We start from the raw sequence: 24,981 nt of genomic DNA, 5'->3' as shown, positions 1-24,981 counted from the left end.
TTAGGCGCCGGCCGGGCTGATAATTCGGGCCGCGGATGAAGCTTTTCTGAACATTCGGCCTTCTAGACCATTCCCGGCATCCTGCAAACCGGCAAGCGCCAGCTAGACGATTTTCCGCGCCGCGCGCCAGAGTCGCCACTGGCGCCGCCATTGCGGAACCTCGACGAGGGTCGCGAGCGGATCGTAGCCCGGCTTTTCCATCTGCGGTAGGTAAAGCTCGCACAGCGCGGCGGGGAGAAACGCCGGCGCCGCCTGCCCGGATTTGGTGGCAGGCTCGGTAGCCAAAGCGGCCAGATTCTGACGCACCAGCACCCGCAGCTTTGCCAAGGCGGCATCGAGCGCCGGGCGATCGGTCTTCAAGTCCGAGCCAGCGTAAAGCTCGCGCGGCACATAGGTCTGCCCGGCAGCAACTTGCCAAGGCAGCCCGCGCAAAAGGCCAGTAACGGCATAGGCGATCCCCGCGTGCCGCGATGCCGCCGCGACGTCGGCCGCGGGATCGAGGATGAACGCCGCGAGTTGAAATAACGACCCCGCCGTCGCCGCGGCGTAGGATTCGAGGGCCGTGACGCTCGGCATCGGCGCGTCGTAGAGATCGAACAGGCGCGCATCGATGAGGCTGATGAGTTTTTCGCGTGGCAGCCGGAAGCGCTCGACCGTATCGACCAGCGCCGCCGCGACCGGCGCATCCCCGCCGCGCTCGCCCGTCAGCACATCGCGCCAATATTGGAAGCGGATTTCACCCAGCAAAGGCTCGCTCACATGCGCGCGGACGCGGGCGATCTCGTCGCTAAAGGCATAGAGCGCGACGACATGCGAGCGCAACGCCACCGGCAGAAACAGGCTTGCCAGCCAGCGGTCGGGATCGTTGCGCCGAAGGAGTGCCTCGCAATATGTGTAATCGGCCGCGTGATCCATCGCCGCTCAAGCCACGGCGATCAGCGCCGCCGCGACACGACGGTTTTCACCGAGCAGGATCGAATAGGTCCGCGCCGCCGCCCCCGTCGCCATCGGCTCGACGCGAATTCCGTCGCGATTGAGCGCAGCACGGAGTTCCTTGGCCAGTGGCCGCAGTTCCACGCCGGTGCCGATCAGCAGATGTTCGATTTCACCTTTCGGTTCGGCGAAGACCTGCGCCAACGCGCCGACGCCGAGATCTTCCGGCCCTAACACGTCCCAGGCATAGATGCCGGACGGGAGAGCCAGGATCGAGCCGCGATGCGACATGCCGCCAAAGGTGAAGCCGAAATTGCCATAGCCCTCGATCACATGCCGGCCGGGCAAAAAGCCTGAATATTTTGGGCCGGACATGCGTCGGCTCCTTACGCCGTCTTGACGGCGCCCGGTCTGGCTTTCGAATCCTTCGCGCCCGTCGGGGCCGGTTCGGCGCTTACATTGCGCAAGCCGAGATAGATCAGCATCGGCGAGCAGATGAAGACCGACGAATAGGTCGCGACGCAGATGCCCCAGATCATCGCGAGCGAGAACGAGCGGATGACCTCACCGCCGAAAATGACCAGCGAGAGCAACGCAAGGAAAACCGTGGTCGCCGTCATGATCGTGCGTGGCAGGACGGCATTGACCGAAAGATCGATCAATTGATCGGTCGGCATCTTGCGGTATTTCTTCCGCATCTCGCGGATGCGGTCGAGAACAACCACCGTCTCGTTCAGCGAATAGCCGACGATGGTAAGAATCGCGGCGATGGACGTGGTGTTGAATTCGAGCCGCGTCAGCGAGAAGAAGCCGACAGTCAGCAGAAGATCGTGCATCGTCGCGATGATCGCGCCGACGGCAAACTGCCATTCAAATCGGAACCAGAGATAGCACAGCACCGCGATGATCGAGATGACAACGCCGAGCGTACCGGATTGCACCAGCTCGCCGGAGACGCGTGGGCCCACGACTTCAACACGGCGGAAATCATATTGATTGCCGAGCGCGTTCTTGACCGCGGCAACTGTCTGCTCCTGCGCCGCCGCGCCTTCCTTCGGCACGCCGAAACGCAACAACACGTCGGATGGGCTGCCGAAGCCCTGCACTTCGATGTCGCCGCTCGTGAGCTTGCGCATTTCGGTGCGGATCGCGGAAATGTCGGCGGCGCCCGTCTTGGCGCGCAGCTCCATCAGCGTACCGCCGGAGAAATCGATACCGAAATTCATCCCGAACGTCAGGAACAACGCAACGGAGACGATCGACATGAACGCGGAGAATGGATAGCTCACGCGGCGAAACCGCATGAACGGGAACTTGGTATTCTCCGGGGCGAGGCGCAGCAGCTTCATCGCAAAACCTTAGATCGAACCATCGCATGATCCCGAAAAGTTGCAGACTTTTCGGTGAAGATCATGCGCTTAAATAGGCAGCTTGGTTGGCCGCTTATATTGATACCAGAGCGCGATCATCATGCGCGTCATCGTCACCGCGGTCACGATGGTCGTCAGAATGCCAAGCGCAAGCGACACGGCAAAGCCGCGCACAGGCCCCGTGCCGAGAAAATAAAGGATCGCGGCGGCAACGAACATCGTGACATTCGAGTCGACGATGGTCGCAAAGGCGCGTTTGAAACCGGCGTCGAGCGCCGACACGATCGAGCGCCCGGCATGGGCCTCCTCGCGGATACGTTCGTAGATCAGCACGTTCGAGTCGACCGCCATACCGATCGTCAGCACGATGCCGGCGATGCCGGGCAGCGTCAGCGTCGCACCAAGCAGGATAAGGCCAGCGAAGATGAAGGCGATATGCACGATGAGCGCGATATTCGCGAAAATGCCGAACGTGCCGTACGTGATGAGCATATAGCCCAGCACCAGCGCCGCGCCGACGAAAGCGGCACGCTTGCCGGCATCAATCGAATCCTGACCGAGACCCGGGCCCACCGTGCGCTCTTCGACAATAGTAAGCTTGGCGGGCAGCGCGCCGGCACGCAGCAGGATCGCCAGATTGTTGGCGGCCTCGGTGGTGAAATGGCCGGAAATCTGTCCCGAGCCACCCGTGATCGGCCCCCGGATCACTGGCGCAGAGATGACCTTGCCGTCGAGTACGATGGCGAAGGGCCGGCCAACATTGGCGGAGGTCACTTCGCCGAATCGCTCGCCGCCGCGGATATTGAAGCGGAAATCGACGATGGCTTCGCCGGTCTGCGGATCGAAACCCGGCTGCGCGTCAGTCAAATCCTCGCCCTGCACCATGACCTGTTTTTCGACCGGTATCTTGCCGGGTTCCTCGGTCTGGTCGAGCTGCTCAACGTCGTTCGGGTCCTCGTTTGGCTGGCCGACGAGGCGGAATTCGAGTTTGGCGGTCGTGCCGAGAATTTGCTTCAGCTTCTCGGGGTTTTGCAGCCCCGGCACTTCGACCAGAATACGATCGTCGCCCTGGCGCTGGATGTTCGGCTCCGTCGTGCCCAGGGCATCGACGCGGCGTCGCAGCACTTCGATCGATTGATCGACCGCGTGGCGCACCTTGTCGTGGAGGGCGTCGTCCGTCACCAGCAATTGAAGCGTGCCATTGCCCGTATCTTTGACATCGAGCCCCGGAGCCGCCGTGCCGCCAAGCAAAGTCCCGCCGATCGGCTGGGCAAGCTGGCTGAGCTTCGGCATGATCTTCTGGCCGTCGGCCGCATCAAGCAGATGGAATTGCACGCCCTTCTGCAGCATGGCGACGCCGCCGCTGATCGGGATTTTCTGCTCGCGCAGCAGGCGCCGCGTATCATCGCGCAGATTCTGGACTTCGGTTTTCAGGACCGAGGCGGCATCGACCTCGAGCAGGACATGCGAGCCGCCTTGCAGATCGAGGCCGAGCACGATGGTGCGCATCGGAAGCCAGCTCGGCACATGCGCCTCAAGCGCGGCGCGCGCGCCTGGCGACAACAGGCTCGGGGCGATCACCAAGACGGCGAGCAGGGTCGCCGATAGGATCGAAACAACTTTCCAGGTCGCAAAGCGCAGCATAGGCGAGGATTATCTTTTCTAGTTAGACGCAAATGCGTCAGGCGGCATCCTTGACCGGCTCGCCCTTGGAACGCACGTCCGAAATCTGCGCCCGCGATACCCGCACTTTGACATTGGGGGCAATTTCAAGCTCGACTTCGTTGTCGTCGATCACGCGAGAGACCTTGCCGATGAGGCCGCCGGTCATAACGATCGTGTCGCCGCGGCGGACGTTCTTGACCAGATCGGCATGCGCACGGGAGCTCTTCTGCTGCGGGCGAATGACCAAGAAATACATGATGATGACGATGAGCACGAAGGGCGCGACAAAACTGAAAATGTCGGAAGCGCTGCCGGACGTGCCGCCGCCCAGAACCTGGGCGAAAGCCGGGGTAAACAAATTCCTCTCCTTCAGGGGCTTACGCCCTCTACGGCGGGCATCCTGCCCTGATTTGCGGCGCGACTATAGCCAGCGCGAGCGCGAAAGCAATGGCGCCATGCTGGACGCGGGCGATGCCGTTCATTACATCCGCATCACCTTGGGAATGCGAGAAAAATGACCAGCCAGACGGATATCGCGGCCGCGCCGAGCGCGCCGGAGCTTCAGACGACCCTGAAACGCATCGCCGAGGCGCTGGAGCGCCTGGCGCCGCCCCCGGCACGCGCACCGGACCTGAGCCGCGCCGACGCATTCGTCTGGCAGGCGAAGGGCGGCCTTCTGCATCCAGTCATCAAGGTCAACCGCGTCGAGATCGAATTGCTGCGCGGCATCGATCAGGTGCGCGACATCCTGATCGAGAACACCGAGCGTTTCGCTAAAGGATTTGCCGCCAATAACGCCCTGCTCTGGGGCGCCCGCGGCATGGGCAAGTCTTCGCTGGTCAAAGCCGTGCACGCGGACATCAATGTGCGGCTTGCCAAGACGCCAGGCTACCGGCCGATGAAGCTTGTCGAAATCCACCGCGAGGATATCGAGCATCTGCCGGATCTGATGGCGCTCTTGCGTGACTCGCCCTACCGCTTCCTCATCTTCTGCGACGATCTCTCCTTCGATGGCGAAGACACAAGCTACAAGTCGCTGAAAACGGTGCTCGAAGGCGGCATCGAAGGACGCCCGGCGAATGTCATCCTCTATGCCACGTCGAACCGGCGCCACCTGCTGGCGCGCGAGATGATCGAGAACGAACGCTCGACGGCGCTCAACCCCGGCGAGACGGTGGAAGAAAAGGTCTCGCTGTCAGACCGTTTCGGTCTCTGGCTCGGCTTCCACAAATGCAGCCAGTACGACTATATCGCGATGGTCTTTGCCTATATCGCGCATTACGGGTTGGAAGTTGACCGGGTCAAGACGACGGCCGAGGCGCTTGAATGGGCCACGACGCGCGGCGCCCGTTCCGGCCGTACCGCCTGGCAATTCATCCAGGATCTCATCGGCCGTGCCGGCAAGACGACAAGTTAAGACAACGAACTGAACGTCCGAATTGAAGCCTGAAATGAAAAGCGCGCCAGTATGGCGCGCTTCTCGTTTTAGCGGATGCCCGACTGTTATTCGCCGGCGACCGCACTGTAACGGGCATGGCTCTGGTCGAGGTCGTCCTTGATCAGTTCGGGAGCCGTCGGGGTGCGGCGATAGTAGGCCGCGATCCAGATGGCGCCGACTGCGAGATAGGCCAGGAAGGCATAGGGGAAGTAGTTCACCGGCGGCGACGGCACCGGATAGACGCTGCCGATCGCCGGCACGGCCAGCAGCAGCAGGGACGCAACGCAGCCCGCGATATCGATCGGCTTCAGTTCGCCGATCTTCTTGAGATAGACCGGCGCCGCGACGGTGATCAGCGCATAGACGGTCACGAAGCCAAAGGCCGCGCAGGTGCCGACATCGTTGAAGAGGTCGAGCAACGCGACTTTTCCAACCAACGTCGCCACCGTCGGGACAATGAACGACATGAGCGCCATGATCGTCACCGCGATATGCGGCGTCTCGTTTGTGTTATGCGCGGAAGCCGTTGCTGCCGGCAGAATGCCGTGACGCCCCAGCGCATAGATGATGCGGCCGCCTGCGCTGACGCAGGACAGGTTCAGCGCGAAGAAGCTCAGCATCGCGCCGAGCGACAGCGGAATCTGCAGCAATGGGATATGGACCAGTTGCGCGAGGATGTTGAGCGGCTGGTCGATCTTGTCGAGCGTCGTCGAATACCCGCGAGTTCCCTGCACTTCGAAGTAAGTAACAAAGACGAAGAAAACGCCGGAGATGATCAGGCTCCAATAGACCGAGCTTGGCACTGTCTTCAGCGGGTCTTTCGCCTCGTCGCCGAAGGCGGTCGCTGCCTCGAAGCCGACGAGCGAGAAGACTGCAACCACGACGCCGAGACCCATGCTCGACCACGGAATGGTCTTCGTGTCGAACTGCGGCGTGTCGATTGAAAAGCCATGATGGCCCATCACGATGAAGCCGAGAATGGTGATCAGCACCATCGAAATGCCTTCGCAGAGCAGCATCGCGCGGGCGGACAAATTGACGTTCTTCCAGGCGCAGAACCAGGAAACTGCAACGCAGACCGCGAAAAGAAGGATTGGCGGCGCGTTGATACCCATCATCGACAAGAGCTTGCCAGAGAAGACCGTGAAGCCGGTGACACCCGCCATGGCGATGCCGAGATAAGACCAGATGAGCGCCCAGCCGCCGATGGCGCCCGCCGTCAATCCCAGGCCGCGGCAGATATAAGCGTACATCGAACCGGATGAGGTGGAACGTTTGGCAAATTGATTGAGGTTGAAGGCAACGAACAACAGCATGATTGTGCCGAGCGCATAGGAGAGCCAACTCCAATCGGCCGTGTTCGAATACATGACGGGGACGATGAGCGCGGCGGTCATCGTCGGCGAGATCAGCGCGATGTTCTGCGCGAGCAGTTCAGGGAAGCCGAGGCAATTCGCCTTAAGCTTTCCGGGGATCGTTGCTATTGCCATGGCGACAAACTTTCGAAAGAGGGTTGCACCTCTTGCGGCCAGCGGTCACGAGCCTTCCTGCCTCGCGACGTTGGGTCGCAATTGCATTTAAGGCTAGGGGGGCCTTGGCCCGCCCTGAACATCCAGTTCTTAAATGCAAGGTGGTCCAGGAGGCCCGCTCGTGGCGACGGCTTCTGGCGACGCACACTGAAGCGCGTGTTTTGACGCTTTCCGAGAGAAAACGGCACTTTCTTTAGGCTCTGGCAGCCTTATTCCGCGCCACACTGGAACTTCTTTTTGCACTTATTCTAATCTAAAAAACCGCTTGGCCCCAAGGCCCCGCCTACCCTGGCTCTAAACGCCGCAGAGGGGACCACAAGCACAATCTTTGCTTATGAGGAAACGTGCCTGGCGCCCTCGCCAGGTCTCCAGACCTTCGTCTCAGGGGCCAGAATGCTTCGTCCATGGAATCCGAATCTCATCGTCCGCGCCGAGGGGCGCGGCAGCCTCAGCGTGCGGATCGCCCAAGCGATCATCGAAGAAATCCAGCGCGGGCGGCTCACCGCGGGCGACAGTCTGCCCGGCACCCGCGACCTTGCCAAAGATCTCGAGGTAAACCGCAAAACCGTTGTTCAAGCTTACGACGAATTGGCGGCGCAGGGCTGGGTGACGACCGACCAGAGGCGCGGCACGTTCATCGCGCGCAATATCCGCGACGGCGCGCCGGAGAAGTTTGAGCCGGAACCCGCACAGACGTTCCCTGAGGCGCGCGGCCGCGCTGTGAAACCGCCCCTACTCTGGCCACGCGAGGCCAAGACCGGGTTCGATGACGGCGTGCCGGATCAGCGGCTGATCCCGACGATGGCGATCGCGCAGGCCTATGCGGGCGCGGCGCGCGCGGCCTCGCGGCAAAGGCTGCTCGGTTATGGCGATCCGCGCGGCACGGAGGCCTTGCGTCAATCGATCTCGAAAATGCTCAACATGACGCGCGGCCTCAATACGACGCCGGAGAACATCTGCGTGACGCGCGGCAGCCAGATGGCGCTGTACGTCATCGCCCACAGCATCGTCGCCAAAGACGACACCGTCATCTTCGAGGAACTGACCTATCCGCCCGCGGTGCAGGCCTTCACGCTGGCCGGCGCCAAAGTGCAGGCGGCCAAGCTTGGCCCCGAAGGCATCGACCTCAATCATCTTGAAGCGATCTGCCGCCGTACACGCGTGCGCGCCGTCTATCTCACGCCCGGTCATCAATTCCCGACGACCGTCGTGTTGCGCCCGAGCGCCCGGCTACGGCTGCGCGCGCTCGCCGCGCAATTCGGCTTCATTGTGATCGAGGACGATTACGACCATGAATTCCAGTTCGATCATCAGCCGATGTTTCCGCTGGCGAGCAACGACCACGCCGGGCAGATCATCTATGTCGGCTCGTTCTCGAAAGTGCTCTCGCCAAGCCTACGCGTCGGCTATGTCGCTGGACCGATAAAGCTCATTCAACAGATCGGCAATTGGATCGGCGCCATCGACCGGCAGGGCGATCCGATCACCGAACTCGCCATTGTCGAATTGATCGAATCCGGGCAATTGCGCCGTCACATCAAGCGCGTCCACGCCATCTTCGACAGACGGCGTCTGGCGTTCGCCGATGCGCTGCAGAATGAACTCGGCGATTTCGCGAGTTTCGATACGCCGACGGGCGGCCTGGCTTTCTGGGTGCGCTTTGCGGAGGATTTCGATATCGCCAAACTGGAACAGCGCTGGCCGCATGGGACGCCGCAATTCCTGACGAGCACGCAATGCACGATCAACGGCAAGACCAAGCCCGCCGCCCGGCTTGGCTTCGCCAGCCTCGACGCACACGAGATGCAGACGACGATCGAGCGGCTACGGGATGCCGTGGAGGAGAGATAATTCACCCTCATCTGCCGGCATCGGCTTGCCGCTGTTCCGGCCTCCGGGCTAACTAGCCTAATTCTCCGCGGCAAATGGGGGCTGGCCGCTTCATGGATGCATTGAAGAACTTCCTCCGCAAAGAATGGCTGTTGTTCGTCAGCGTCGCGACGGTCGCGGCCTTCTGGCGCTGGGGGAACGAGCTTTTCGCGGGGCTGTCCAATCCGCTTTGGCTCGCGCTCGTCTTTCTCTGGCTTTTCAGCGTCATTCTTGCCTCGGCGCTCGCCGTCGTGCGCCACGCCGATGCTTTGGCCGAGCGGCTCGGCGAGCCCTACGGCACGCTGATCCTCACCCTCTCGGTTACCGCGGTCGAGGTGATGAGCATTTCCGCGGTGATGCTGCACGGGGCCAACAACCCGACGCTGGTCCGCGACACGCTGTTCGCGGTCGTGATGATCATCCTCAACGGCATGGTCGGCCTCTCGCTCCTCGTCGGCGGGCTGCGCCACGCCGAGCAGCACTACAATCTGCAGGGCGCGAACGCTTTTCTCGGCGTCATCATCCCGCTCGCCGTCTTCAGCCTCATCATGCCCGATTTCACTCAGACCACTCCGGGGCCACGCTTATCGGCGCATCAGCAGATTTTCCTGATTGTGATGTCGGCGGGACTTTATTGCGCGTTCCTCGTGATCCAGACCGGACGGCATCGCGGTTTCTTCACCCTCGGCGATGAACCGATCGAACATTTCGCCAAAGTGCGGGAGCCGATCTTTCCGCACGCGGTGCTGCTGCTCGCCTATATGATCCCGGTCGTGTCGCTCGCCGAAAAGCTCGCGCATCCGATCGATTATCTGGTTGAGACGCAGCATTTTCCGGATGCCCTCGGTGGCCTTGTCATCGCATTGCTCGTTGCAACGCCCGAGGCGCTTGGCGCTGCCAAGGCAGCCATGCGCAATCATCTGCAACGATCGATGAACATCTTTCTAGGTTCGGTGCTCTCGACCATTGGCCTCACCATCCCGGCGATGATCATCATGAGCCATATCACCGGCCGCGGCCTCGATCTTGGCCTCGAGCACACAGATTTCGTGATGCTGCTGCTGACGCTGGCGGTGAGCGTCGTCACCTTCGCCAGCGGCCGGACGAACATCCTGCAAGGTATCGTCCACCTGCTGCTGTTTCTGTCCTATGTGCTGCTGTTGATCGAAGGCTGAAAGCGCCGCAGCGGCCGCAAACGAATTGGACGGCAGGCCATTTGAAAGCAAAAATAAAGCGGCGCCGATCACTGGAATCGGCGCCGCATAAAAAATTTATCTCGTGCAAAGGTCTGCCTGAAAATTTCTACCTAAAACGCATTGCTGCCTGCCAGCGATGATGCGGCCCATAATTCGTGGGACGGCGCCATATCTTGGCATTCCGAGAACGAAGCCGCTTCGGGCAAATGAGGTATGCTGGGCCAGTTTGGCTGTGCGGCGTTGCCTACTTGCAACGTGACGGGCTAAGGTAATTTCGCCCTTTGTTCCGCACGGCCGATTACGCGTTACAACTCTCCGCGTGTTTTTGCGCTGTCTGACAGTCTGCGAACGACTGGAATTTCAGGGAGACGAAGCGTGGGTGACATCGATCATCGTTTGCTCTCCGAGGCCGTCAGCCAGTTTTATGAAGCTGCGATGACACCGGCGTTCTGGCCGGGGGCACTCAAGACACTGTCGAATGCCTTCAATGGATCCGGCAGTCTGTTTCTTTACCCGCAGCAATCAGGGGTGCCGTGGCACGCATGTTCGCCGGGCCTGGAAGAAAGTGTTGACGTCTTCTTCCGCGAAGGTTGGTACAGCCAGAATTTCCGCATGGCCGGCCGCGAATTCATGGCCCGCAACAATCTCAAGATTTTCACCGAAACCGATCTGCTCACACCGGCACAATTGGACCTTCAGCCCATTCAGGCAGATTTTTTCGATCGTTTCGACCTGCGCAGCTTTCTCGCTTTCAACCTGGGACCGATCCAAGCTTCTATCGAGCGCGGCAAGGAGCCGTTCACCACGGAGCAAGCGTCAACCCTGAACAAAGTGCTGCCGCATCTCCAACAGGCCGGACGGCTGGCCACGGCGCTGGGCATCGCGCGCAATGAAGGCGCGCTTGAAACTTTCACCACGATGCGGACCGGCGCAGCACTGCTGGATTATGCCGGCCGCGTCACGCTGATGAATCCCGAGGCCGAGCGGCTCCTGAACAGCGCCGCGCGCTTGCAAGGCGGCATGATCATCCCGCACGATCGCGACGCGACGGCCGCACTGCGCCGCATGATCGGTATGGCGACCTCACCCGGGCTGCTATTGAGCGGGGATTTGACGGAAATGGTGGCTTTGAAACGACCGCAGGGCCGGCCGCTGTTTCTACGCATTGCGCCGCTCGTGAACGCACGCGCGGATATGTTTCAAATGGCAAAAGCCATTCTCACAATCATCGATCCCTACGATCGTCCGGATATCGCCCACGACCGTCTCATGCGGCTGCTCGGCCTTACGCCGGCCGAGGCGCGCGTCGCCAAAGAGCTTGCGAGAGGCGCGACATTGGCTGAGATCGCCGACGAATTTAATCTGTCGATGAAGACGGTGCGCACGCAATTGCGCTCGATCTTTGCCAAGACGGAGACACACCGGCAATCGGATCTGATCGCTTTGCTCATGCGGATTTTCCTGACGCCGCAATGATACGCTACGACGTCGCGTGTGCCTCGCCCGGATGCGTGCCTGCCCGCTGCGGCAGGATGAGAATGCACCCGATGATGAAGACCGCCAGAATGAGCGAGGCGAGCGGCCGGCTGAAAGCGAGCCCGCCCAATGCGGTGCCAAGCGTCTGTGAGAATGTGATCGGCGCCCAATAGAAGGCTTCGACTTTCGGCGTCGTTACTGTCTCGACGGCAATCGAGCCTTGAGTCCAATACCAGAGCGCCAGCACCGCCATCAGACAGACGAAAAGCAGCGTCGAACCACCGGCATATCCGATGCCCAACGAACGATCGGCGAAATCCGCGATCGTCGCCCAATAGAGCCAGGGATGAAATTTCTTCGCCGCAATTTGCAACGCGACAAGCACGACGAGCGCAGCAAGAAACAACGCGGTTCCGGCGAGATAACCCCAGTTCAATGTCATCGTGACGCTATCGCCACCCGTCTCGCCAAGCGTCGTCGCGGCAATCTTGATGATCCAGAAGACAAGCGTAACAGCGGGCACTTTGCTGGCCACAGCATCGCGCATGTCTCTGGCGTTCATTCGGCGGCCTCCGCAATCGCGTGCTCCGGCACGAAGTTCATCGCGGCGCGCAGCACATCTAGTCCCGCGCCAGGTTTCACTGCCTCTGTGGCGAGATGGCGGCGGAAGGCGCGTGCGCCCGGCAGGCCGTTGTAAAGCCCGAGAACGTGCCGTGTCATCGAAGAGAGCGACACGCCTTCAGCGAGGCGTGCTTCGATATAGGGCATGAAAGCTTCGAGCGCGGCATGGCGGCTCGACATAGGTGCGGGTTCGCCGAAGAGGGCCGAATCGACCGTCATGAGTATCGCCGGGTCCTGATACGCAGCACGGCCGACCATCACGCCGTCAAGGTGTTCGAGTTCGGCTTGCATCTGCCCGATCTCGATCAAGCCGCCGTTCAACACGATCGGCACATTCGGATATTCGTTCTTCAAGGCGCGCACGCGCGCGTAATCCAATGGCGGAACGCTGCGGTTCTCGCGCGGCGACAAACCTTTCAGCCACGCCTTACGGGCATGAACGATGAGCAGATCGGCACCGGCCGCGATCACCCGCCCTGCGAAGATCGACAAGGCCTCTGGCTCCTGCTCGTCCACGCCGATCCGGCATTTGACGGTGACAGGCACGCGAACGCGCGCTTTCATTGCCGCGACACAATCGGCGACGAGGTCGGGCTCGCGCATGAGGCAGGCCCCGAACGCGCCGTTCTGCACGCGCTCCGATGGGCAGCCGATATTGAGATTGATCTCGTCATAGTCGAAATCGGCCGCGATCACGGCAGCTTCGGCGAGCATCACCGGTTCCGAACCGCCAAGCTGCACGGCAAGCGGATGTTCCTGCGCGTCGAAACCGAGGAGCCGCTGGCGGTCGCCATGCATGATCGCCGCGGCCGTCACCATCTCGGTATAAAGCCGCGCGCGGCGCGACAATAGACGATGGAAAACACGGCAATGCCGGTCTGTCCAATCCATCATCGGCGCCACGCAGAAACGGTGGCTCAGTTCATCAATCGTCTTCGTCAACGTTGGCTCATCCACAGGGAATGCGCCAGCCTATATCAGGCAGGCAATTTGTCCGCCAGAACATCCGCTTTGTGAATGACGGGCGCCGTCGCGAGAAGCTTCTCGGCATTGGCCATGAGAGCTGCCGCGATCGGGCCGTTCAGATGGGCGTTGCGTCCGGCTTCATCATTAAAAGCGTCGAAAATGAAAAACGTGTCCTTATCGACGCGTGCCGCTAACCAGACAATGGTTCCCGCCTCGCTTACGGCAAGGCTTTGCGCGCCAGCCAGAAAGGCGGCGACCTCTTCCTCTTTTCCAGGTTTAGCCTTGAGCTCGACGTAGAGGGCGACGCTGGTCATGAATTTATCTCCTGATGCAAGGAACGGAACAATTCCAAGCGGCGGTGGAAAGCGGGCGAACAGGCACGAAAAACGGGGACATGATACGGCGCAATCTTGACGCGCCACAGACCACTGCGTCACCTGTTCGTCCTGAGGTTTTCGTGCCTGCCGCACGGTTCGTTACTGGCCTCTCGGGTTCGTGAAGAGAGCGTCGCACGTGCTTTCGCGAAGCGCCCGGCAGGCTGGCACATCGGCTGCAGCCTCCCCGATAGGTTCGAAATATTCGATCTCCGGACGTGCCATTTCAGGACAAAGGCGCGTCAAAGGGGTCCGGCCTTGGGGGCGATGGGGAAGAATGAGACAGCAAGCGACCCGAGAGCTTTTGGCCTATTGGAATAGGCTGCGTGGCGACGAGTTGGCACCCGACCGTGCCGATATCGATCTCGCGGCCATTCGCGGCACGCTGAGCGATCTCTTCATGCTCGATCTGGACGTAGCGCATCAGTTCCCCTTCCTGATGGCTGGAACACGGCTCAATGCATTTTTCTGCGCCGAACAATTGGGCCGATCGTTCCTAGGCCTTTGGCAACCGCAGGATGCACGCAACGTCGCCGCCGCACTGATGACGGCGATCGAAGCTGCGTGTCCGATTCTCGCCGCGGTCAACGCTTCACCCGAAGGTTATCGCGATGCCGATATCGAGATTTTGCTTCTTCCGCTGCGGCATGGCGGTTACGCCGCTTCTCGTTTGCTTGGCCTCGCGACGCCAGCGGCGCAACCACCGTGGGTTGGTCTTTTACCCGCCACGCACTTCAAATTGCGCGCGCTACGCACGATCGAAGCACAGCCGAATTGGCCGAATATGAGCAAGGCTTCGGCATTGGCTTTCGCGGCGAAAGCGCGAACAAACGAACGGCCCGCGGATATTCGCGGACATTTACGCGTCTTCGATGGCGGCAAGTAGAGGCGCTGCAACGTAATTTTCAAGCCGAAGGCTCGCTTTGTCGGCTCGTCGCTAACATGACATTAACTCGCTCTCCGTCATGATTAGGTGCCGGCTCTTCCTGTCGGATTCTCGCCACGAGTCGCGATGACAGCCAAGCTCAAGACGTATGCGAAAGCCAGCGAGCGGCGCCGCCATCTGCGCGTCGACGTGACTCTGCTTGGCCGCTATATGCTGCAGGATCGGCGCGAATTTCCGTGTCAGACTGTGAATATGTCGCCCGGTGGACTCGCGATCAACGCGCCCGTGCGCGGCGCAATCGGTGAACGTGTCGTCATCTATCTCGATCAGATCGGCCGTGTCGAGGGCCAGATCGTCCGGCACACGCAGGGCGGTTTCGCGATCCAGATGACGATGCCCTTCGCGAAGCGCGAAAAAATCGCCAATCAGCTCACCTGGATCATCAATCGCGACGTGCTCGGAATTCCCGAAGGACGCAATCACGAGCGCATCACACCACTTCGGCGCCATTCGATCCTTCATGTCGATAGCGACAATGAGCATATCGTCCAGCTCATCGACGTCTCCATCTCGGGCGCCGCGATTTCGACGTCGGCAAAGCCGGCCATCGGAACGAAAGTGAAGCTCGGCCAGACGAACGGCGAGATTGTCCGCGCCTTCGAAGGCGGGCTGGCCGTCCGCTTCGATCAGGTGATCCCGCCCGAAAGATTCGACGAAAACATCAAGCTTTAGCGCGAACGCCATCGCTCGCGAGCGCCAAACCGCGCTTGTAGCGGCGTGTGTTTGCGACATAGACCGCAGCGCTCTCGCGCAATTGCGCGATCTCCGAGTCCTTGAGTTCGCGGATGACCCGCGCCGGCGCGCCGATGATCAGCGAATTATCGGGATAAGCTTTTCCTTCCGTCAGGAGCGAATTGGCACCCACGATGCAATTGCGGCCAACATTGACCCCATTCAGAAGCGTGGCGCCCATGCCGATCAGCGAGTTCGCGCCGATCAGGCAGCCATGCAGAATGACGCGATGGCCAATGGTGCAGCCCTCGTCGATTTCGAGCGGATAGCCGAGATCCGTGTGAAGGATGCAGCCATCCTGAATGTTGGTGCGTGCGCCGATTGCGATTTTCTCATTGTCGCCGCGCAGGATGGCGTGGAACCAGATCGAAGCCTCGGCGCCAATTCTGACATCCCCGATGATTTGTGCGTCCGGGGCGGCCCAAGCGTCTTTCGCCAATTGCGGAGACACACCGTCCAACGCATGGAGAGGCATAGTTTCCTCACTCATTCAGCCGCGATGACGACGACGTGGCGGATCAAAAATCTTCGAGATCGAAATCCAGAATGGCGACTTGCAGCGTAAAGCTGCTGCCCTTCGGATCGTCTTGCGAGATGACACCAAGGTAATCGTCGCCGGAATTAAGTTCGACCGAATCGTTTTTGCGCGGGCGGGCCACGATGCGCAGCTTGTCGTTCTCGAACAGACGCCGCAAATAATCTTGCAAAACCGGACGTTCGACGGGGATTTTCATCTCCAGCGCGAAGGAACGATCCCCATCCTCATCATCGACGGCAATCGACGCGATGGCGCGCTCGCCGAGATGCACTTCGGCATCGTCGGAATTGCGCTTGGCCGGAACGACTTTGAGGCTTTGATTGCCAAAGGCTTGTCGCAAAAAGCCCTGCAATTTGTGTAGTTCGACCTTGTCCAAACGCCAGCTCTCCCAAGCCGCTCTTCTCGCAAGGCCGCAACGCGACCCCCGTGCCCATTGCCAGAAATCGAAATCGATCGCAACCCCGGCTCAGCCGCGGGCCGCCGCCTTTGCTGCGAGGATCTGATCCATCGAAAGCGCCGGCTCGGGGCAGCCAGCATCGCCGACGATTTGCGCGGGGACGCCGGCAACCGTCGTCTTGGGTGGCACAGGACGCAGGACAACGGAGCCCGTCGCGATCCGCGCGCAATGTCCCACTTCGATATTGCCGAGAACCTTGGCGCCCGCGCCAATGAGCACACCGTGACGAATCTTCGGATGACGGTCGCCCGCTTCCTTGCCGGTTCCGCCGAGCGTGACATCCTGCAGGAGCGAAACATTATCTTCGACAACCGCCGTCGAGCCGACCACGAGCCCAGTCGCATGATCGAGGAAGATGCCTTTGCCAATCTTGGCTGCAGGATGGATATCGGTTTGAAAGACTTCCGACGACCGGCTCTGCAAATAAAGCGCGAAATCGTAGCGCCCTTCCGTCCAGAGTGCATGCGCAAGCCGGTGCGTTGCCAGCGCGTGAAATCCTTTGAAATAAAGCAGTGGTTCGATCAGCCGCTCGCAGCACGGATCGCGGTCGAGAAACGCCAGAAGATCGGCGCGGAACACGACGCCGATCGACGGATCGCGGGCGGCGATATCCGAATAGGTCTGGCGGATTTGTTCCACCGCAATTGTGTCGTTGCCGAGCCGGCTCGCAGCGCGATAGATGACTGCCGCCTCAAAGCTCGGCTGTTCAAGGATGATTGTTGTCACCCAGGGCGCAATGCTCAGATCACGGCGGAGAAGCTCTTCGGCTTCACGGCGAATGCGCGCAAAGATCGAATCCGGGCGGTCGCAACTGGCGCTGGCCAAAGACGATTTTACCGAACTCACCCGAACCTCCGAAAAATTTATCTCTTCTAGCATGTTTTTGCCGGGGATTGCAGCTTCGTCGCGGCGCACAACCGCGGCCGGGCTTCCGCTAGGCGCAGCGTTCGAGAAAGTCCAGCGCGGCCCTTTTGAACGTGGCGTCTCCGACGCTGCGATTATGATCGCGGTCGGGAATGACGAGCGCCTCACCTGATGGCAGATGCGAAGCTAGCGCCTGTGGGTCGCCAGCCACGTCATCCTTGCTGCCCACCGCGACCAGCACGGGCGCGGCGACCGCGGCAAGGTCCGCCTCGGTAAATTGACGCCGGGCGCCACGGGCACAGGCGGCTAGCGCCTGCAAGTCGCTTTTCGTCGCCTCGGCGAAGGTCCGGAAGGTTTTGCCGAGGCCTTCTTCGACATCGGCCAGCGACGGAGCTTCAAGAGCGCGCGCTATGACGTCGCCAAGCCCCGGCGTTTCCAAGAGTTTCCCGCCGAGGCCTCCAAAAACAAAGGCTTTCGCGCGCTCCGGGTAGGCCAGCGCGAAGGCCGTGGCGATGCGGGCGCCGAGCGAATAGCCCATCACATCGGCCGTCTGGACGCCAAGGTGATCGAGCAAATTACGGGCATCGGCCACCATCAGCGAAAGTTCATAATCTTCAGGCCGGTAGAGCTTTTCGCTGCGGCCGTGGCCGCGATTGTCGAAGGCGATGACGCGACGCCCGGCACCATTCAGGGTCTTCAGCCATTGCGGAAACACCCAGTTGACGGCGTGGTTCGACGCAAAACCGTGGATCAGGAGGACGGGACGGCCCTTCTCTACTTCCGCCGGCGGCGCGTCCAGATAGGCTATCCGCACACCGTGCGACGAAAATTCCTGCATATCAGCCAAAATCATGAATGGGACGGATCGTCCGCCGCGTCCTGTAGACCTCGCCGCTCTATTCGAATAAAGCGGAACGCACCAGCCCGGCGAATGGGATTTTCCGATGGCAGACCACGGCACTCCGCATTTCCACAATCAGCCCGGCGTCGCGCGTGTTCGGATCGGCGCCAAGAAATTCATGTGCATGGGCGCTCTGCCGCCGTTTGATCACCCGCATATTTTCATCGACATGGGCGATGCGGACGATGCAATCTGCCCCTATTGCTCGACGCATTACATTCATGACGCAAGCCTGGCACCTGGCGCCTGCGAACCCGCGGAATGCGCGTTTCCCGACGCTGCGGCGGCTGCCTGATTTCGTTGCCTGACAATACCGGATCGCCGCACGTTTTAATTGCCGGGGCCGGAGTCGGCGGCCTAACGGCCGCAATCGCTCTTGCCCGGCGCGGCTGGCGGATCACGCTCATTGAACGGGGCGACGGCAACGAAAACATCGGTGCCGGTTTGCAGCTTTCCCCAAATGCGAGCGGCATCCTGCGCGATCTTGGGCTCCTGCCGGCACTGGCCGAAGTTGGCCTCGCGCCGGACGTGATTCACATTCACCGCGCCCGCGATGGCGCGACGCTGGCACGGTTGCCGCTCGCAGATGCTGAACGGCGCTGGGGCGCGCCATACCTCAACGTACATCGCGGCGATCTCGTCCGGATTCTGCGCGAGACGGCGCTTGCTGACCCGAACGTCAGCTTTCATCCGCAGACCGCCCTCGCCGGCTTCGAGCAGACGGAAAATGGCGTGCGCGCCGTGGGCTTGCGCGGTCCGATGCGCATCAGCTTCGAGGCCGATTGCCTGATCGGCGCCGATGGCGTGCGATCTTTCGTCCGCGCACGCAATGCCGCGCTCCAGGGCAAAGCCGACGAGGCACCGACGCAGACGCGTTATGCCGCGTGGCGCACCCTCGTTGCCGCCGCCAGCGTCGCGGAAGACATGCGCCTGCCAGACAGCAATCTCTGGCTCGGTCAGGGCGCGCACGTCGTGCATTATCCGCTGCGCGTCGGAAAAATGATCAATGTCGTCGCTGTTGTCGATGCCCGCGAGATGCTCGACGAGAAAGCCGATCTCTGGTCGCAAAAGGGTGACCCGGCCTGGATCGCGGCGCGGTTGGCACATTGGGCGCCGCCTATTCGCGATCTCGTCGCCAAGGCGGCGGAATGGCGCGTCTGGCCGCTGATCGAGCGTGAGACGCCGGCGGCTTGGAGCCACGGCCGCGTCGCGCTGCTCGGCGATGCGGCGCACGCCATGCTGCCGTTCCTCGCACAAGGCGCGGCCCAGGCCATCGAAGATGCCGCAACCCTGGCAGCCGCTCTTGATCCCGGCGGCGACATTGTCGGCGCCCTCGCCGCCTACAGCGCCAAACGCGCGCCGCGCGCCGCCCGGGTGCAGAGCGAGTCGCGCCGTCAGGCACGCGTCTACCATCTCGGCCTGCCGGCCTCCCTCGCGCGGGATATGGTGCTGCGCAGCCTTAGCTTTCGGCTAACCCACCGTTATGATTGGCTCTATGGCGCGAAAAATCCCATTGTTCCATGAGCGAGCTGTGTTTCATGGGCGAGCTGTACGCTTGACTTGGTCGCTGCGAGCGTAGAGCTTCACCGCCCAAGCTGAGCGGTTTTCCGAGACGAACGCGCCACGTGGCATTCGACGCCGCGCCGCCCACCAGAACTGTGCCGATCGCGATTGAACTTTGAACATGCTTGTGCATTCACGCGGATTGAGACTTGAGACATGAATGCGCGAGCCACGATGCCTGAGTTCGACGCGCCCGATTTGCGTAGCGCGCACGTCATCGTCGTCGCTAACGAAAAGGGCGGCACGGGCAAATCGACGTTGTCCATCCACATCAGCGTGGCCTTGTTGAAGGCCGGATTTCGCGTGTCGACGATCGATCTCGACACGCGTCAACGCACCCTCACCCGATTCTTCGAAAATCGTGCGTCATGGGCAGCCAATGCGCCGTGGGATGTCGAACTCCCGCGCCACCACGCGCCTGACCGCGGCAATTCCGAAAATGTCCGCGATAACGAAACTTGGGAATTCGGCGCGTTCGCCGCGGCGATTTCGGAAGTCGAACACGAGTATGAATTCGTTGTCATCGACACGCCGGCAAGCGATTCCTATCTCATGCGGCTCGCCCATTCGCTGGCCGATACGCTCGTCTCGCCGGTCAACGATTCCTTTATCGACGTCGATGTGTTCTCGCGCGTGCACCACGATCGCTCGCAGCGTGGTCAGGTCGCCCATTATGCCGACTTGGTGCTCGAAGCGCGGCGCAAGCGCAAACTGGTCGATCAGGGCATTATCGATTGGATCATTGTGCGCAATCGCATGTCCTCGACCCAATCGAACAATGCCAAGCAGATATCCGCAAGCCTGTCGCGCCTCGCGCCCGAACTGCAGTTCCGCCCCGCCGACGGGCTTCACGACCGCGTGATTTTTCGCGAGCTCTTCCCCATCGGCCTCACGACGCTCGATCCGATCGAAGAGGCGATGCGCGGCTCCAGCCTGACGAATTCGCAACTCGCCGCCCGGCGCGAGGTCGAAACGCTGATCGCGACCCTGCAATTGCCGGAGCGCAGCCGCGGCATGGCGCATCTTCAAGCCCGGCATGATTGGTTTGAGCGGATTTCCCGCTATTATCGCGATCTTAAGGACTGAGACCGCCCGGCCCGTCACGATAAAAACGCAAAGCCTTCGTTCCTGCGAAGGTTGATATCGGGGCCATCGCGGCAGTGCCGACGCCCAGAATAACGGAGCAAAACTTGAAGATCACCCTCGCCTGCTCGGCCCTTCTTACGATGTTCGCGACGACCTTGACGATTCCTGCCGCCGTCTTCGCCGAGGATTCGCCCAACGTCAGCATTGGCACGTTGTTCATTGAAGGCGCGTTCACGCGGCCGACCAAGGCCGGCGCGAAAGACGCCGAGGGCTATCTGTCGATCATTAACGAAGGCAGCGTGCCGGACCGGCTCGTGTCGGTCGATTCGGACATCGCCAATAAAGCCGAGCTGCGCGCGTCAGGCACGGATGGTCAGACATTGTCGGATGGCATCGAAATTCCGGCCGGCGCGACTGTGAATCTTGCTCCCGGCGGCGAGCGCGTGACGTTTCTGAACATTCATCATCCATTGAAGGATGGCGACATCATTCACGCAACGCTCGGCTTCGAGAACGCCGGCCAGATCGACATCGGCTTCCATGCCATACCGAGCCTGAGTTCACTGATGTCTGGCGGCGATTCAAAGAAGAAATAGGCTGCGGACGGCCGGAAGCGGACTCTCTGCTACTTCGAAATCTCACGGGTTCCGAAAACGTACTTGAGACCCGCATCCAATGAGAGCTTGCCCGGTCCCCAGGCCATGATGCTGAGCGCCATCGCCGCCCAGGTGATGTGGACGGGCCATCCATCGGGGACGGTAAGTTCGACAATCAGGGTCATGACCAGCAAACCGAGCGCCGCGAAGCGTGTTGCAAAGCCGAGCACGAGCAAAACAGGGAAAATGATCTCGCCGCACCCAGACAGAAAGGCGAAATCAGCCGGCATCGGAAACGAATAGGGGCCGCCGGGCAGATGCAGTTTGAACTCATCGCTGAAGAGATAAACAGCAGTGTCGTTCAATTGCAAAAAGCCGCTCCATTTCAGAATGCCAGATCGCCAGAACGGCACGGCGAGCGCGATACGCGTCACGAGTTGCACAAAGGACGGCTGGGCAATTACGCGCACCAGCGCGTCCGCCTTTTCGACAAGAATGGAAACCGGCCGAACTCTTTCGCGGACTGCGCCACGATTATCCATCATCGTCATCGTTCATCTCCAAAATTAATTGTCGTGAAGGCGCCGGCCTCAATCATTCCGCTGATACTTGCCGGAATGTCGAACAACGGCTTGATCTCAAGAGCCGCCGCTACCGCAGCGCCAAGCGTTTCGCCAGCAACAAGGTGCGTCAGGAAAATTGCACCACCCAGCGGCAAATGCCGGACGACGACCTCAAGATCGGGCCTGGTGATCAGCGCATCTTCCGGCACAACGGATTCGATCAGGTCGATCGGCGCATCTGTCCGATTGGCAGCGAAAATCGTCACCGCGGAAAATTGGGAACGCACGATCCGCGTCGCGGGATGCGGCATGAAAACGATATCGGCCAATCGCTCCGGCGGGACTGCGGCCAAAGCTTCGGGCGCAAGCGGCGAAGCGTCCGTCGCGTGGTACGCGTCGAGCCAGGCCCGCTCGATCCGGGCAACATCGGCGAGATATGGCATGGATTGCGCATATTCATAGTGTTCGATGAATGCCGGAAAATCACGGCCGTATTCGAACAGCAACGGCGAATACGGCGGCGTCGCGCGGATATGAAAGCGCGCCATGGCGCGAAAAAAGTCCACGCCGGTGATGCGTTGCACGGCAGGATAGATCGACGCCAGCGCGTCGATGAGACTGACGATGACATTGTTGCGATAGACGTTGAAGCGTTTGACCGCCAGCTTGCCATTCGGCCCGGTGACGGCGGCGGGCGTTTCCCGCTCGGGATTGATCAGTGCCGGCGAAAATTCCGCCGCGAACGATGGTCCGCTTACGGCGTCGCGGGGAGCATTTTCAAGCGGCGGCATGGCGGCCATCCGGCAGAGCAATGGCTTTGTAGCGGTCGAGGATTGCCTGAGCCGCAATCGCCTCTTTCCTCAGCACCGGCCACTCAGGGATATTGCTGTCCCACTCGACGAGCGTTGGAACAGGTCCGCACCGGCCGATGACGAGATCGAACAGCTTCCACACCGCGTCGGCGACGGGACCATCGTGGCTGTCGATAAGCAGGAGATCGCCTTCGTCGTCGCTCTGTTCGGCGTGACCGGCCAAATGGATCTCGCCGACACGGGTGAGCGGAAAGTCAGACAGATATTCAAGTGCCGAAAAGCCGTGATTGGTCGCCGACACGAAGACATTGTTGACGTCAAGCAAGAGCCCGCATCCGGTGCGCTGGGCGATGGCGCGAATGAAGTCGGTTTCGCTCATCGTCGATTCGTGAAACGAGACATAGGTCGACGGATTTTCAAGCAGGATGGGGCGCCGGATCGCCTCCTGCACTTCGTCGATATGATCGCTGACGCGTGCAAGCGTTACCTCGGTGTAAGGCAGCGGCAGGAGATCGTTGAAGAAGGTCATCTCATGCGTCGACCAGGCAAGATGTTCTGAAACGAGCGCCGGCTCATAGCTTTCGACGAGAGACCGGAACTTTTCAAGATGAGCTTTATCGAGCGGCTGCGGCCCACCGATCGACATGCAGACACCGTGCAGAGATATCGGATAGTCGCGGCGGACACGTTCAAGCGCGTGATGCGGCGGTCCACCTGCACCCATATAATTTTCGGCATGAATTTCAAAAAAACCGCCGCAGCTTTCTTGCGCGAGGATCGCCGGCAGGTGCTCATGTTTGAAGCTTGTTCCCGCCAGGCCAGCAATCGGATGCGCCGGAAAGCGCAGAGGGATCGCCGCGTGGGGGACAGCGGGCTCGATCATTGAATTCACGTTTTTCTCCGCTTTCCGGCGTTTGTCGGTCGCTATGAGATGACGTTACATCGCCTTCAGCGAACCATGACCACCGTTCGGCAGGACGATGCCGGTGCAGGTGCCACCCTGTACGAATTTCCAGGAATTGGTCTGGAAGTCTACGGTCGACGTGCCCTGGCAGGTGGTGCCTGGGCCGGCCGCGCAATCGTTCTGGCCCTTCAGGGCAACGCCGAAGCACTTTTCCTTATGCGCGGCGAGCGCAGCATGCACCTCCGCCTTCGTCAAAGGCGCGGCAGCGGCGATCGTCGACAGCGCAGTCGTCACAGCGCCGGCGAGGATAGCCGCGCTCACGATGGTTTTCATAGACATGACGTTCTCCAGATTGAGGCTTCGTTACGCCCGCTTGCGGGGCGCATTTGTGCCTACGGCTGGCCGTCGATGGCCGTTACGGATCGCCATTCTCACAGTTCCGTGATGTGCGCACGGGATCGAATAGACTGGGCCACCTGTAACGAAGAGGGGGCCAGCGTCGTAAAAGGGTCAGATAAAAACCATTGGCGTCAAAGCGGATATCGGGAGCAGCCATCGTGAAGACCAACGACTTCATCGACCTGCTCTCTGCCGACTCGGCGCCGGTTTGGCGATTTGGATCAATTTTCGGCCTCGCAATTGTTTTTGGAATTCTCATCTCCGGCTGCGCATTTTTTCTGGGTATCGGAGTGAGACCCGATATTTCCCAAGCCGTTCAATCCCCGCGCTTCCTTTTTAAATTCGTCGCGACGGGAACGCTTGCCGCCGGTGCGACGGGAACAATGCTTTCGCTCGCGCGCCCCTGCGCCTCGCTCAAACGCTGGTCGTGGATATTGATGGCCGTGCCTTTGCTGCTGGCGTGCGCGGCCGCCGTCGAACTGATCGTGATGCCGCGGGACATGTGGATGCGGCTGCTTGTCGGCAAAAACTCACGCTGCTGCCTGACCCTAGTTCCGCTTCTCGCGATGGGGCCTCTTGCCTGCTTGCTGATGGCGTTGCGACAGGGCGCGTCGGAGAAGCCGGGCGTCGCCGGCGGGCTCGCTGGCATGGCCGCGAGCGGGATCGCCGCGACGTTCTATGCCGCGAATTGCACCGACGACAGCCCGCTTTTCGTCGCCACCTGGTATCCGCTCGCCACTTTGGCGATAGCCACCGTGGGATATGTTCTCGGCGTCAAGCTGCTCAAATGGTGATACGCTTTTAGCGGCAAGGCCCGGCTCCCATCGGCCCAAGTCTGCCGCGAATGGTGCGGGCGGCCGGGGTCGAACCGGCACAGCTCTTTCGAGCCGAAGGATTTTAAGTCCTTCCGGCAAACAACCACCCTATTGAATAACCTAACAAATTAGCTTCAATATATGTGACTGTGTAAGAACATGTGAAAATAGGATTCCTGAGGACAAATTCCCTTTCGAATCAGCATACTAGCACGGCGTTGCCATTCAGATAAACGCAAAATTCGCTGTATTTTCAGCTAGTTAGGTTCTCTTCGGGCCCATTTTAGTTTTAGTCGCATCCTCAATGGGCCACATCCTGCTTCAAGAGCGTTCGGGGACCGTTCGGGGACATTCCCCACTCTCTCTCA

General features: G+C 60.6%; 28 protein-coding genes. 11 read left to right on the top strand and 17 right to left on the bottom strand.

Annotated features, from left to right (window positions below):
* Positions 1-102: 102 nt before the first annotated feature.
* The 5 genes from WDN02_RS11215 to yajC all read right to left on the bottom strand — a co-directional run bounded on the left by WDN02_RS11215 (position 103) and on the right by yajC (position 4,326).
* A complete protein-coding gene (locus WDN02_RS11215; protein ID WP_337293568.1) occupies positions 103-915 on the bottom strand; it encodes a phytoene/squalene synthase family protein in 813 nt (270 codons plus the stop codon).
* Between the two features lie 6 nt (positions 916-921).
* Positions 922-1,308, bottom strand: coding sequence for an MTH938/NDUFAF3 family protein (locus WDN02_RS11210; protein WP_337293567.1), 387 nt, complete (start codon positions 1,306-1,308; stop codon positions 922-924).
* Between the two features lie 11 nt (positions 1,309-1,319).
* Positions 1,320-2,282 (bottom strand): protein translocase subunit SecF, encoded by a 963-nt coding sequence (secF, locus tag WDN02_RS11205; RefSeq protein ID WP_337293566.1) that lies wholly within the window; start codon positions 2,280-2,282, stop codon positions 1,320-1,322.
* Between the two features lie 69 nt (positions 2,283-2,351).
* Positions 2,352-3,947: a protein translocase subunit SecD gene (secD, locus tag WDN02_RS11200; RefSeq protein WP_337293565.1), complete on the bottom strand. Its 1,596-nt coding sequence runs from the start codon at positions 3,945-3,947 to the stop codon at positions 2,352-2,354.
* 37 nt (positions 3,948-3,984) lie between these two features.
* On the bottom strand, positions 3,985-4,326 hold the full coding sequence (yajC, locus tag WDN02_RS11195; protein WP_337293564.1) for a preprotein translocase subunit YajC: 342 nt from the start codon (positions 4,324-4,326) through the stop codon (positions 3,985-3,987).
* 156 nt (positions 4,327-4,482) lie between these two features.
* On the opposite strand from yajC, the gene WDN02_RS11190 reads away from it, so the two are divergent.
* A complete protein-coding gene (locus tag WDN02_RS11190) occupies positions 4,483-5,385 on the top strand; it encodes an ATP-binding protein (protein ID WP_337293563.1) in 903 nt (300 codons plus the stop codon).
* Positions 5,386-5,471: 86 nt separating this feature from the next.
* Here WDN02_RS11190 and WDN02_RS11185 read toward each other — a convergent pair whose 3' ends face one another.
* The gene (locus tag WDN02_RS11185) at positions 5,472-6,896 is read right to left on the bottom strand and encodes an APC family permease (RefSeq protein ID WP_337293562.1); all 1,425 of its coding nucleotides are present in this window, start codon (positions 6,894-6,896) and stop codon (positions 5,472-5,474) included.
* 432 nt (positions 6,897-7,328) lie between these two features.
* Here WDN02_RS11185 and WDN02_RS11180 point away from each other — a divergent pair, with 432 nt between their 5' ends.
* From WDN02_RS11180 to WDN02_RS11170, 3 genes are all read left to right on the top strand, one after another.
* Complete coding sequence (locus WDN02_RS11180; RefSeq protein ID WP_337293561.1) at positions 7,329-8,786, top strand: PLP-dependent aminotransferase family protein; 1,458 nt, start codon at positions 7,329-7,331, stop codon at positions 8,784-8,786.
* Between the two features lie 92 nt (positions 8,787-8,878).
* Complete coding sequence (locus tag WDN02_RS11175) at positions 8,879-9,979, top strand: calcium:proton antiporter (protein ID WP_337293560.1); 1,101 nt, start codon at positions 8,879-8,881, stop codon at positions 9,977-9,979.
* 396 nt (positions 9,980-10,375) lie between these two features.
* On the top strand, positions 10,376-11,476 hold the full coding sequence (locus WDN02_RS11170; protein WP_337293559.1) for a LuxR C-terminal-related transcriptional regulator: 1,101 nt from the start codon (positions 10,376-10,378) through the stop codon (positions 11,474-11,476).
* A gap of 4 nt (positions 11,477-11,480) precedes the next feature.
* Here WDN02_RS11170 and WDN02_RS11165 read toward each other — a convergent pair whose 3' ends face one another.
* The 3 genes from WDN02_RS11165 to WDN02_RS11155 are packed head-to-tail and all read right to left on the bottom strand — an operon-like array spanning position 11,481 to position 13,377.
* Positions 11,481-12,038, bottom strand: coding sequence for a hypothetical protein (locus WDN02_RS11165; protein ID WP_337293558.1), 558 nt, complete (start codon positions 12,036-12,038; stop codon positions 11,481-11,483).
* Complete coding sequence (gene dusA, locus WDN02_RS11160) at positions 12,035-13,039, bottom strand: tRNA dihydrouridine(20/20a) synthase DusA (RefSeq protein ID WP_337293557.1); 1,005 nt, start codon at positions 13,037-13,039, stop codon at positions 12,035-12,037. Before dusA ends, WDN02_RS11165 begins: the two co-directional genes overlap by 4 nt.
* Positions 13,040-13,074: 35 nt before the next feature.
* The gene (locus tag WDN02_RS11155; protein WP_337293556.1) at positions 13,075-13,377 is read right to left on the bottom strand and encodes an antibiotic biosynthesis monooxygenase; all 303 of its coding nucleotides are present in this window, start codon (positions 13,375-13,377) and stop codon (positions 13,075-13,077) included.
* 337 nt (positions 13,378-13,714) lie between these two features.
* Between WDN02_RS11155 and WDN02_RS11150 the strand changes: the two genes are divergently transcribed.
* Both WDN02_RS11150 and WDN02_RS11145 read left to right on the top strand, forming a co-directional pair.
* Positions 13,715-14,323, top strand: coding sequence for a PAS domain-containing protein (locus tag WDN02_RS11150; RefSeq protein WP_337293555.1), 609 nt, complete (start codon positions 13,715-13,717; stop codon positions 14,321-14,323).
* A gap of 126 nt (positions 14,324-14,449) precedes the next feature.
* Positions 14,450-15,055: a PilZ domain-containing protein gene (locus WDN02_RS11145; protein ID WP_337293554.1), complete on the top strand. Its 606-nt coding sequence runs from the start codon at positions 14,450-14,452 to the stop codon at positions 15,053-15,055.
* Here the strand turns inward: WDN02_RS11145 and WDN02_RS11140 are convergent.
* The 4 genes from WDN02_RS11140 to WDN02_RS11125 all read right to left on the bottom strand — a co-directional run bounded on the left by WDN02_RS11140 (position 15,045) and on the right by WDN02_RS11125 (position 17,827).
* Positions 15,045-15,590: a gamma carbonic anhydrase family protein gene (locus tag WDN02_RS11140; RefSeq protein ID WP_337294924.1), complete on the bottom strand. Its 546-nt coding sequence runs from the start codon at positions 15,588-15,590 to the stop codon at positions 15,045-15,047. The two genes, WDN02_RS11145 and WDN02_RS11140, sit on opposite strands and share 11 nt — an antisense overlap.
* 43 nt (positions 15,591-15,633) lie before the next feature.
* Positions 15,634-16,029 (bottom strand): DUF3126 family protein, encoded by a 396-nt coding sequence (locus WDN02_RS11135; RefSeq protein WP_337293553.1) that lies wholly within the window; start codon positions 16,027-16,029, stop codon positions 15,634-15,636.
* Positions 16,030-16,119: 90 nt separating this feature from the next.
* Positions 16,120-16,956 (bottom strand): serine O-acetyltransferase, encoded by an 837-nt coding sequence (cysE, locus tag WDN02_RS11130; RefSeq protein WP_337293552.1) that lies wholly within the window; start codon positions 16,954-16,956, stop codon positions 16,120-16,122.
* An 88-nt stretch (positions 16,957-17,044) separates the two neighbouring features.
* Entirely contained in the window at positions 17,045-17,827 is a 783-nt protein-coding gene (locus tag WDN02_RS11125) for an alpha/beta fold hydrolase (protein WP_337293551.1), read from the bottom strand.
* Positions 17,828-17,918: 91 nt separating this feature from the next.
* On the opposite strand from WDN02_RS11125, the gene WDN02_RS11120 reads away from it, so the two are divergent.
* The 4 genes from WDN02_RS11120 to WDN02_RS11105 all read left to right on the top strand — a co-directional run bounded on the left by WDN02_RS11120 (position 17,919) and on the right by WDN02_RS11105 (position 21,120).
* On the top strand, positions 17,919-18,170 hold the full coding sequence (locus WDN02_RS11120) for a zinc-finger domain-containing protein (protein WP_337293550.1): 252 nt from the start codon (positions 17,919-17,921) through the stop codon (positions 18,168-18,170).
* Entirely contained in the window at positions 18,137-19,399 is a 1,263-nt protein-coding gene (locus WDN02_RS11115) for an FAD-dependent monooxygenase (RefSeq protein ID WP_337293549.1), read from the top strand. Before WDN02_RS11120 ends, WDN02_RS11115 begins: the two co-directional genes overlap by 34 nt.
* 213 nt (positions 19,400-19,612) lie before the next feature.
* On the top strand, positions 19,613-20,524 hold the full coding sequence (locus tag WDN02_RS11110) for a division plane positioning ATPase MipZ (RefSeq protein ID WP_337293548.1): 912 nt from the start codon (positions 19,613-19,615) through the stop codon (positions 20,522-20,524).
* 104 nt (positions 20,525-20,628) lie between these two features.
* Positions 20,629-21,120: a copper chaperone PCu(A)C gene (locus tag WDN02_RS11105; protein ID WP_337293547.1), complete on the top strand. Its 492-nt coding sequence runs from the start codon at positions 20,629-20,631 to the stop codon at positions 21,118-21,120.
* 29 nt (positions 21,121-21,149) lie between these two features.
* Here WDN02_RS11105 and WDN02_RS11100 read toward each other — a convergent pair whose 3' ends face one another.
* From WDN02_RS11100 to WDN02_RS11085, 4 genes are read right to left on the bottom strand one after another with little or no spacing between them, the layout of a single operon-like run.
* Positions 21,150-21,665, bottom strand: coding sequence for a DoxX family protein (locus WDN02_RS11100; RefSeq protein WP_337294923.1), 516 nt, complete (start codon positions 21,663-21,665; stop codon positions 21,150-21,152).
* 2 nt (positions 21,666-21,667) lie between these two features.
* A complete protein-coding gene (locus WDN02_RS11095) occupies positions 21,668-22,474 on the bottom strand; it encodes a DNA-binding domain-containing protein (protein WP_337293546.1) in 807 nt (268 codons plus the stop codon).
* Positions 22,461-23,378: a DUF692 domain-containing protein gene (locus WDN02_RS11090; protein WP_337294922.1), complete on the bottom strand. Its 918-nt coding sequence runs from the start codon at positions 23,376-23,378 to the stop codon at positions 22,461-22,463. The genes WDN02_RS11095 and WDN02_RS11090 overlap by 14 nt, the downstream gene beginning before the upstream one ends.
* Before the next feature lie 54 nt (positions 23,379-23,432).
* The gene (locus WDN02_RS11085) at positions 23,433-23,738 is read right to left on the bottom strand and encodes a DUF2282 domain-containing protein (RefSeq protein WP_337293545.1); all 306 of its coding nucleotides are present in this window, start codon (positions 23,736-23,738) and stop codon (positions 23,433-23,435) included.
* Positions 23,739-23,956: 218 nt separating this feature from the next.
* On the opposite strand from WDN02_RS11085, the gene WDN02_RS11080 reads away from it, so the two are divergent.
* Complete coding sequence (locus WDN02_RS11080) at positions 23,957-24,592, top strand: DUF1109 domain-containing protein (RefSeq protein ID WP_337293544.1); 636 nt, start codon at positions 23,957-23,959, stop codon at positions 24,590-24,592.
* Positions 24,593-24,981 lie beyond the last annotated feature (389 nt).

The organism is Methylovirgula sp. (assembly GCF_037200945.1).
Lineage (GTDB): Bacteria > Pseudomonadota > Alphaproteobacteria > Rhizobiales > Beijerinckiaceae > Methylovirgula.
The sequence above is the reverse complement of the archived record's forward strand: the minus strand, read 5'-3'. Positions and strand labels throughout refer to the sequence as shown.

Coding starts and splice junctions, on each gene's coding strand:
- WDN02_RS11215 (WP_337293568.1), bottom strand. CDS start 915: ATGGATCACGCGGCCGATTACACATATTGCGAGGCACTCCTTCGGCGC.
- WDN02_RS11210 (WP_337293567.1), bottom strand. CDS start 1,308: ATGTCCGGCCCAAAATATTCAGGCTTTTTGCCCGGCCGGCATGTGATC.
- secF (WP_337293566.1), bottom strand. CDS start 2,282: ATGAAGCTGCTGCGCCTCGCCCCGGAGAATACCAAGTTCCCGTTCATG.
- secD (WP_337293565.1), bottom strand. CDS start 3,947: ATGCTGCGCTTTGCGACCTGGAAAGTTGTTTCGATCCTATCGGCGACC.
- WDN02_RS11190 (WP_337293563.1), top strand. CDS start 4,483: ATGACCAGCCAGACGGATATCGCGGCCGCGCCGAGCGCGCCGGAGCTT.
- WDN02_RS11185 (WP_337293562.1), bottom strand. CDS start 6,896: ATGGCAATAGCAACGATCCCCGGAAAGCTTAAGGCGAATTGCCTCGGC.
- WDN02_RS11180 (WP_337293561.1), top strand. CDS start 7,329: ATGCTTCGTCCATGGAATCCGAATCTCATCGTCCGCGCCGAGGGGCGC.
- WDN02_RS11175 (WP_337293560.1), top strand. CDS start 8,879: ATGGATGCATTGAAGAACTTCCTCCGCAAAGAATGGCTGTTGTTCGTC.
- WDN02_RS11165 (WP_337293558.1), bottom strand. CDS start 12,038: ATGAACGCCAGAGACATGCGCGATGCTGTGGCCAGCAAAGTGCCCGCT.
- WDN02_RS11155 (WP_337293556.1), bottom strand. CDS start 13,377: ATGACCAGCGTCGCCCTCTACGTCGAGCTCAAGGCTAAACCTGGAAAA.
- WDN02_RS11150 (WP_337293555.1), top strand. CDS start 13,715: ATGAGACAGCAAGCGACCCGAGAGCTTTTGGCCTATTGGAATAGGCTG.
- WDN02_RS11145 (WP_337293554.1), top strand. CDS start 14,450: ATGACAGCCAAGCTCAAGACGTATGCGAAAGCCAGCGAGCGGCGCCGC.
- WDN02_RS11140 (WP_337294924.1), bottom strand. CDS start 15,590: ATGCCTCTCCATGCGTTGGACGGTGTGTCTCCGCAATTGGCGAAAGAC.
- WDN02_RS11125 (WP_337293551.1), bottom strand. CDS start 17,827: ATGATTTTGGCTGATATGCAGGAATTTTCGTCGCACGGTGTGCGGATA.
- WDN02_RS11120 (WP_337293550.1), top strand. CDS start 17,919: ATGGCAGACCACGGCACTCCGCATTTCCACAATCAGCCCGGCGTCGCG.
- WDN02_RS11115 (WP_337293549.1), top strand. CDS start 18,137: ATGCGCGTTTCCCGACGCTGCGGCGGCTGCCTGATTTCGTTGCCTGAC.
- WDN02_RS11110 (WP_337293548.1), top strand. CDS start 19,613: ATGCCTGAGTTCGACGCGCCCGATTTGCGTAGCGCGCACGTCATCGTC.
- WDN02_RS11100 (WP_337294923.1), bottom strand. CDS start 21,665: ATGATGGATAATCGTGGCGCAGTCCGCGAAAGAGTTCGGCCGGTTTCC.
- WDN02_RS11095 (WP_337293546.1), bottom strand. CDS start 22,474: ATGCCGCCGCTTGAAAATGCTCCCCGCGACGCCGTAAGCGGACCATCG.
- WDN02_RS11090 (WP_337294922.1), bottom strand. CDS start 23,378: ATGATCGAGCCCGCTGTCCCCCACGCGGCGATCCCTCTGCGCTTTCCG.
- WDN02_RS11085 (WP_337293545.1), bottom strand. CDS start 23,738: ATGTCTATGAAAACCATCGTGAGCGCGGCTATCCTCGCCGGCGCTGTG.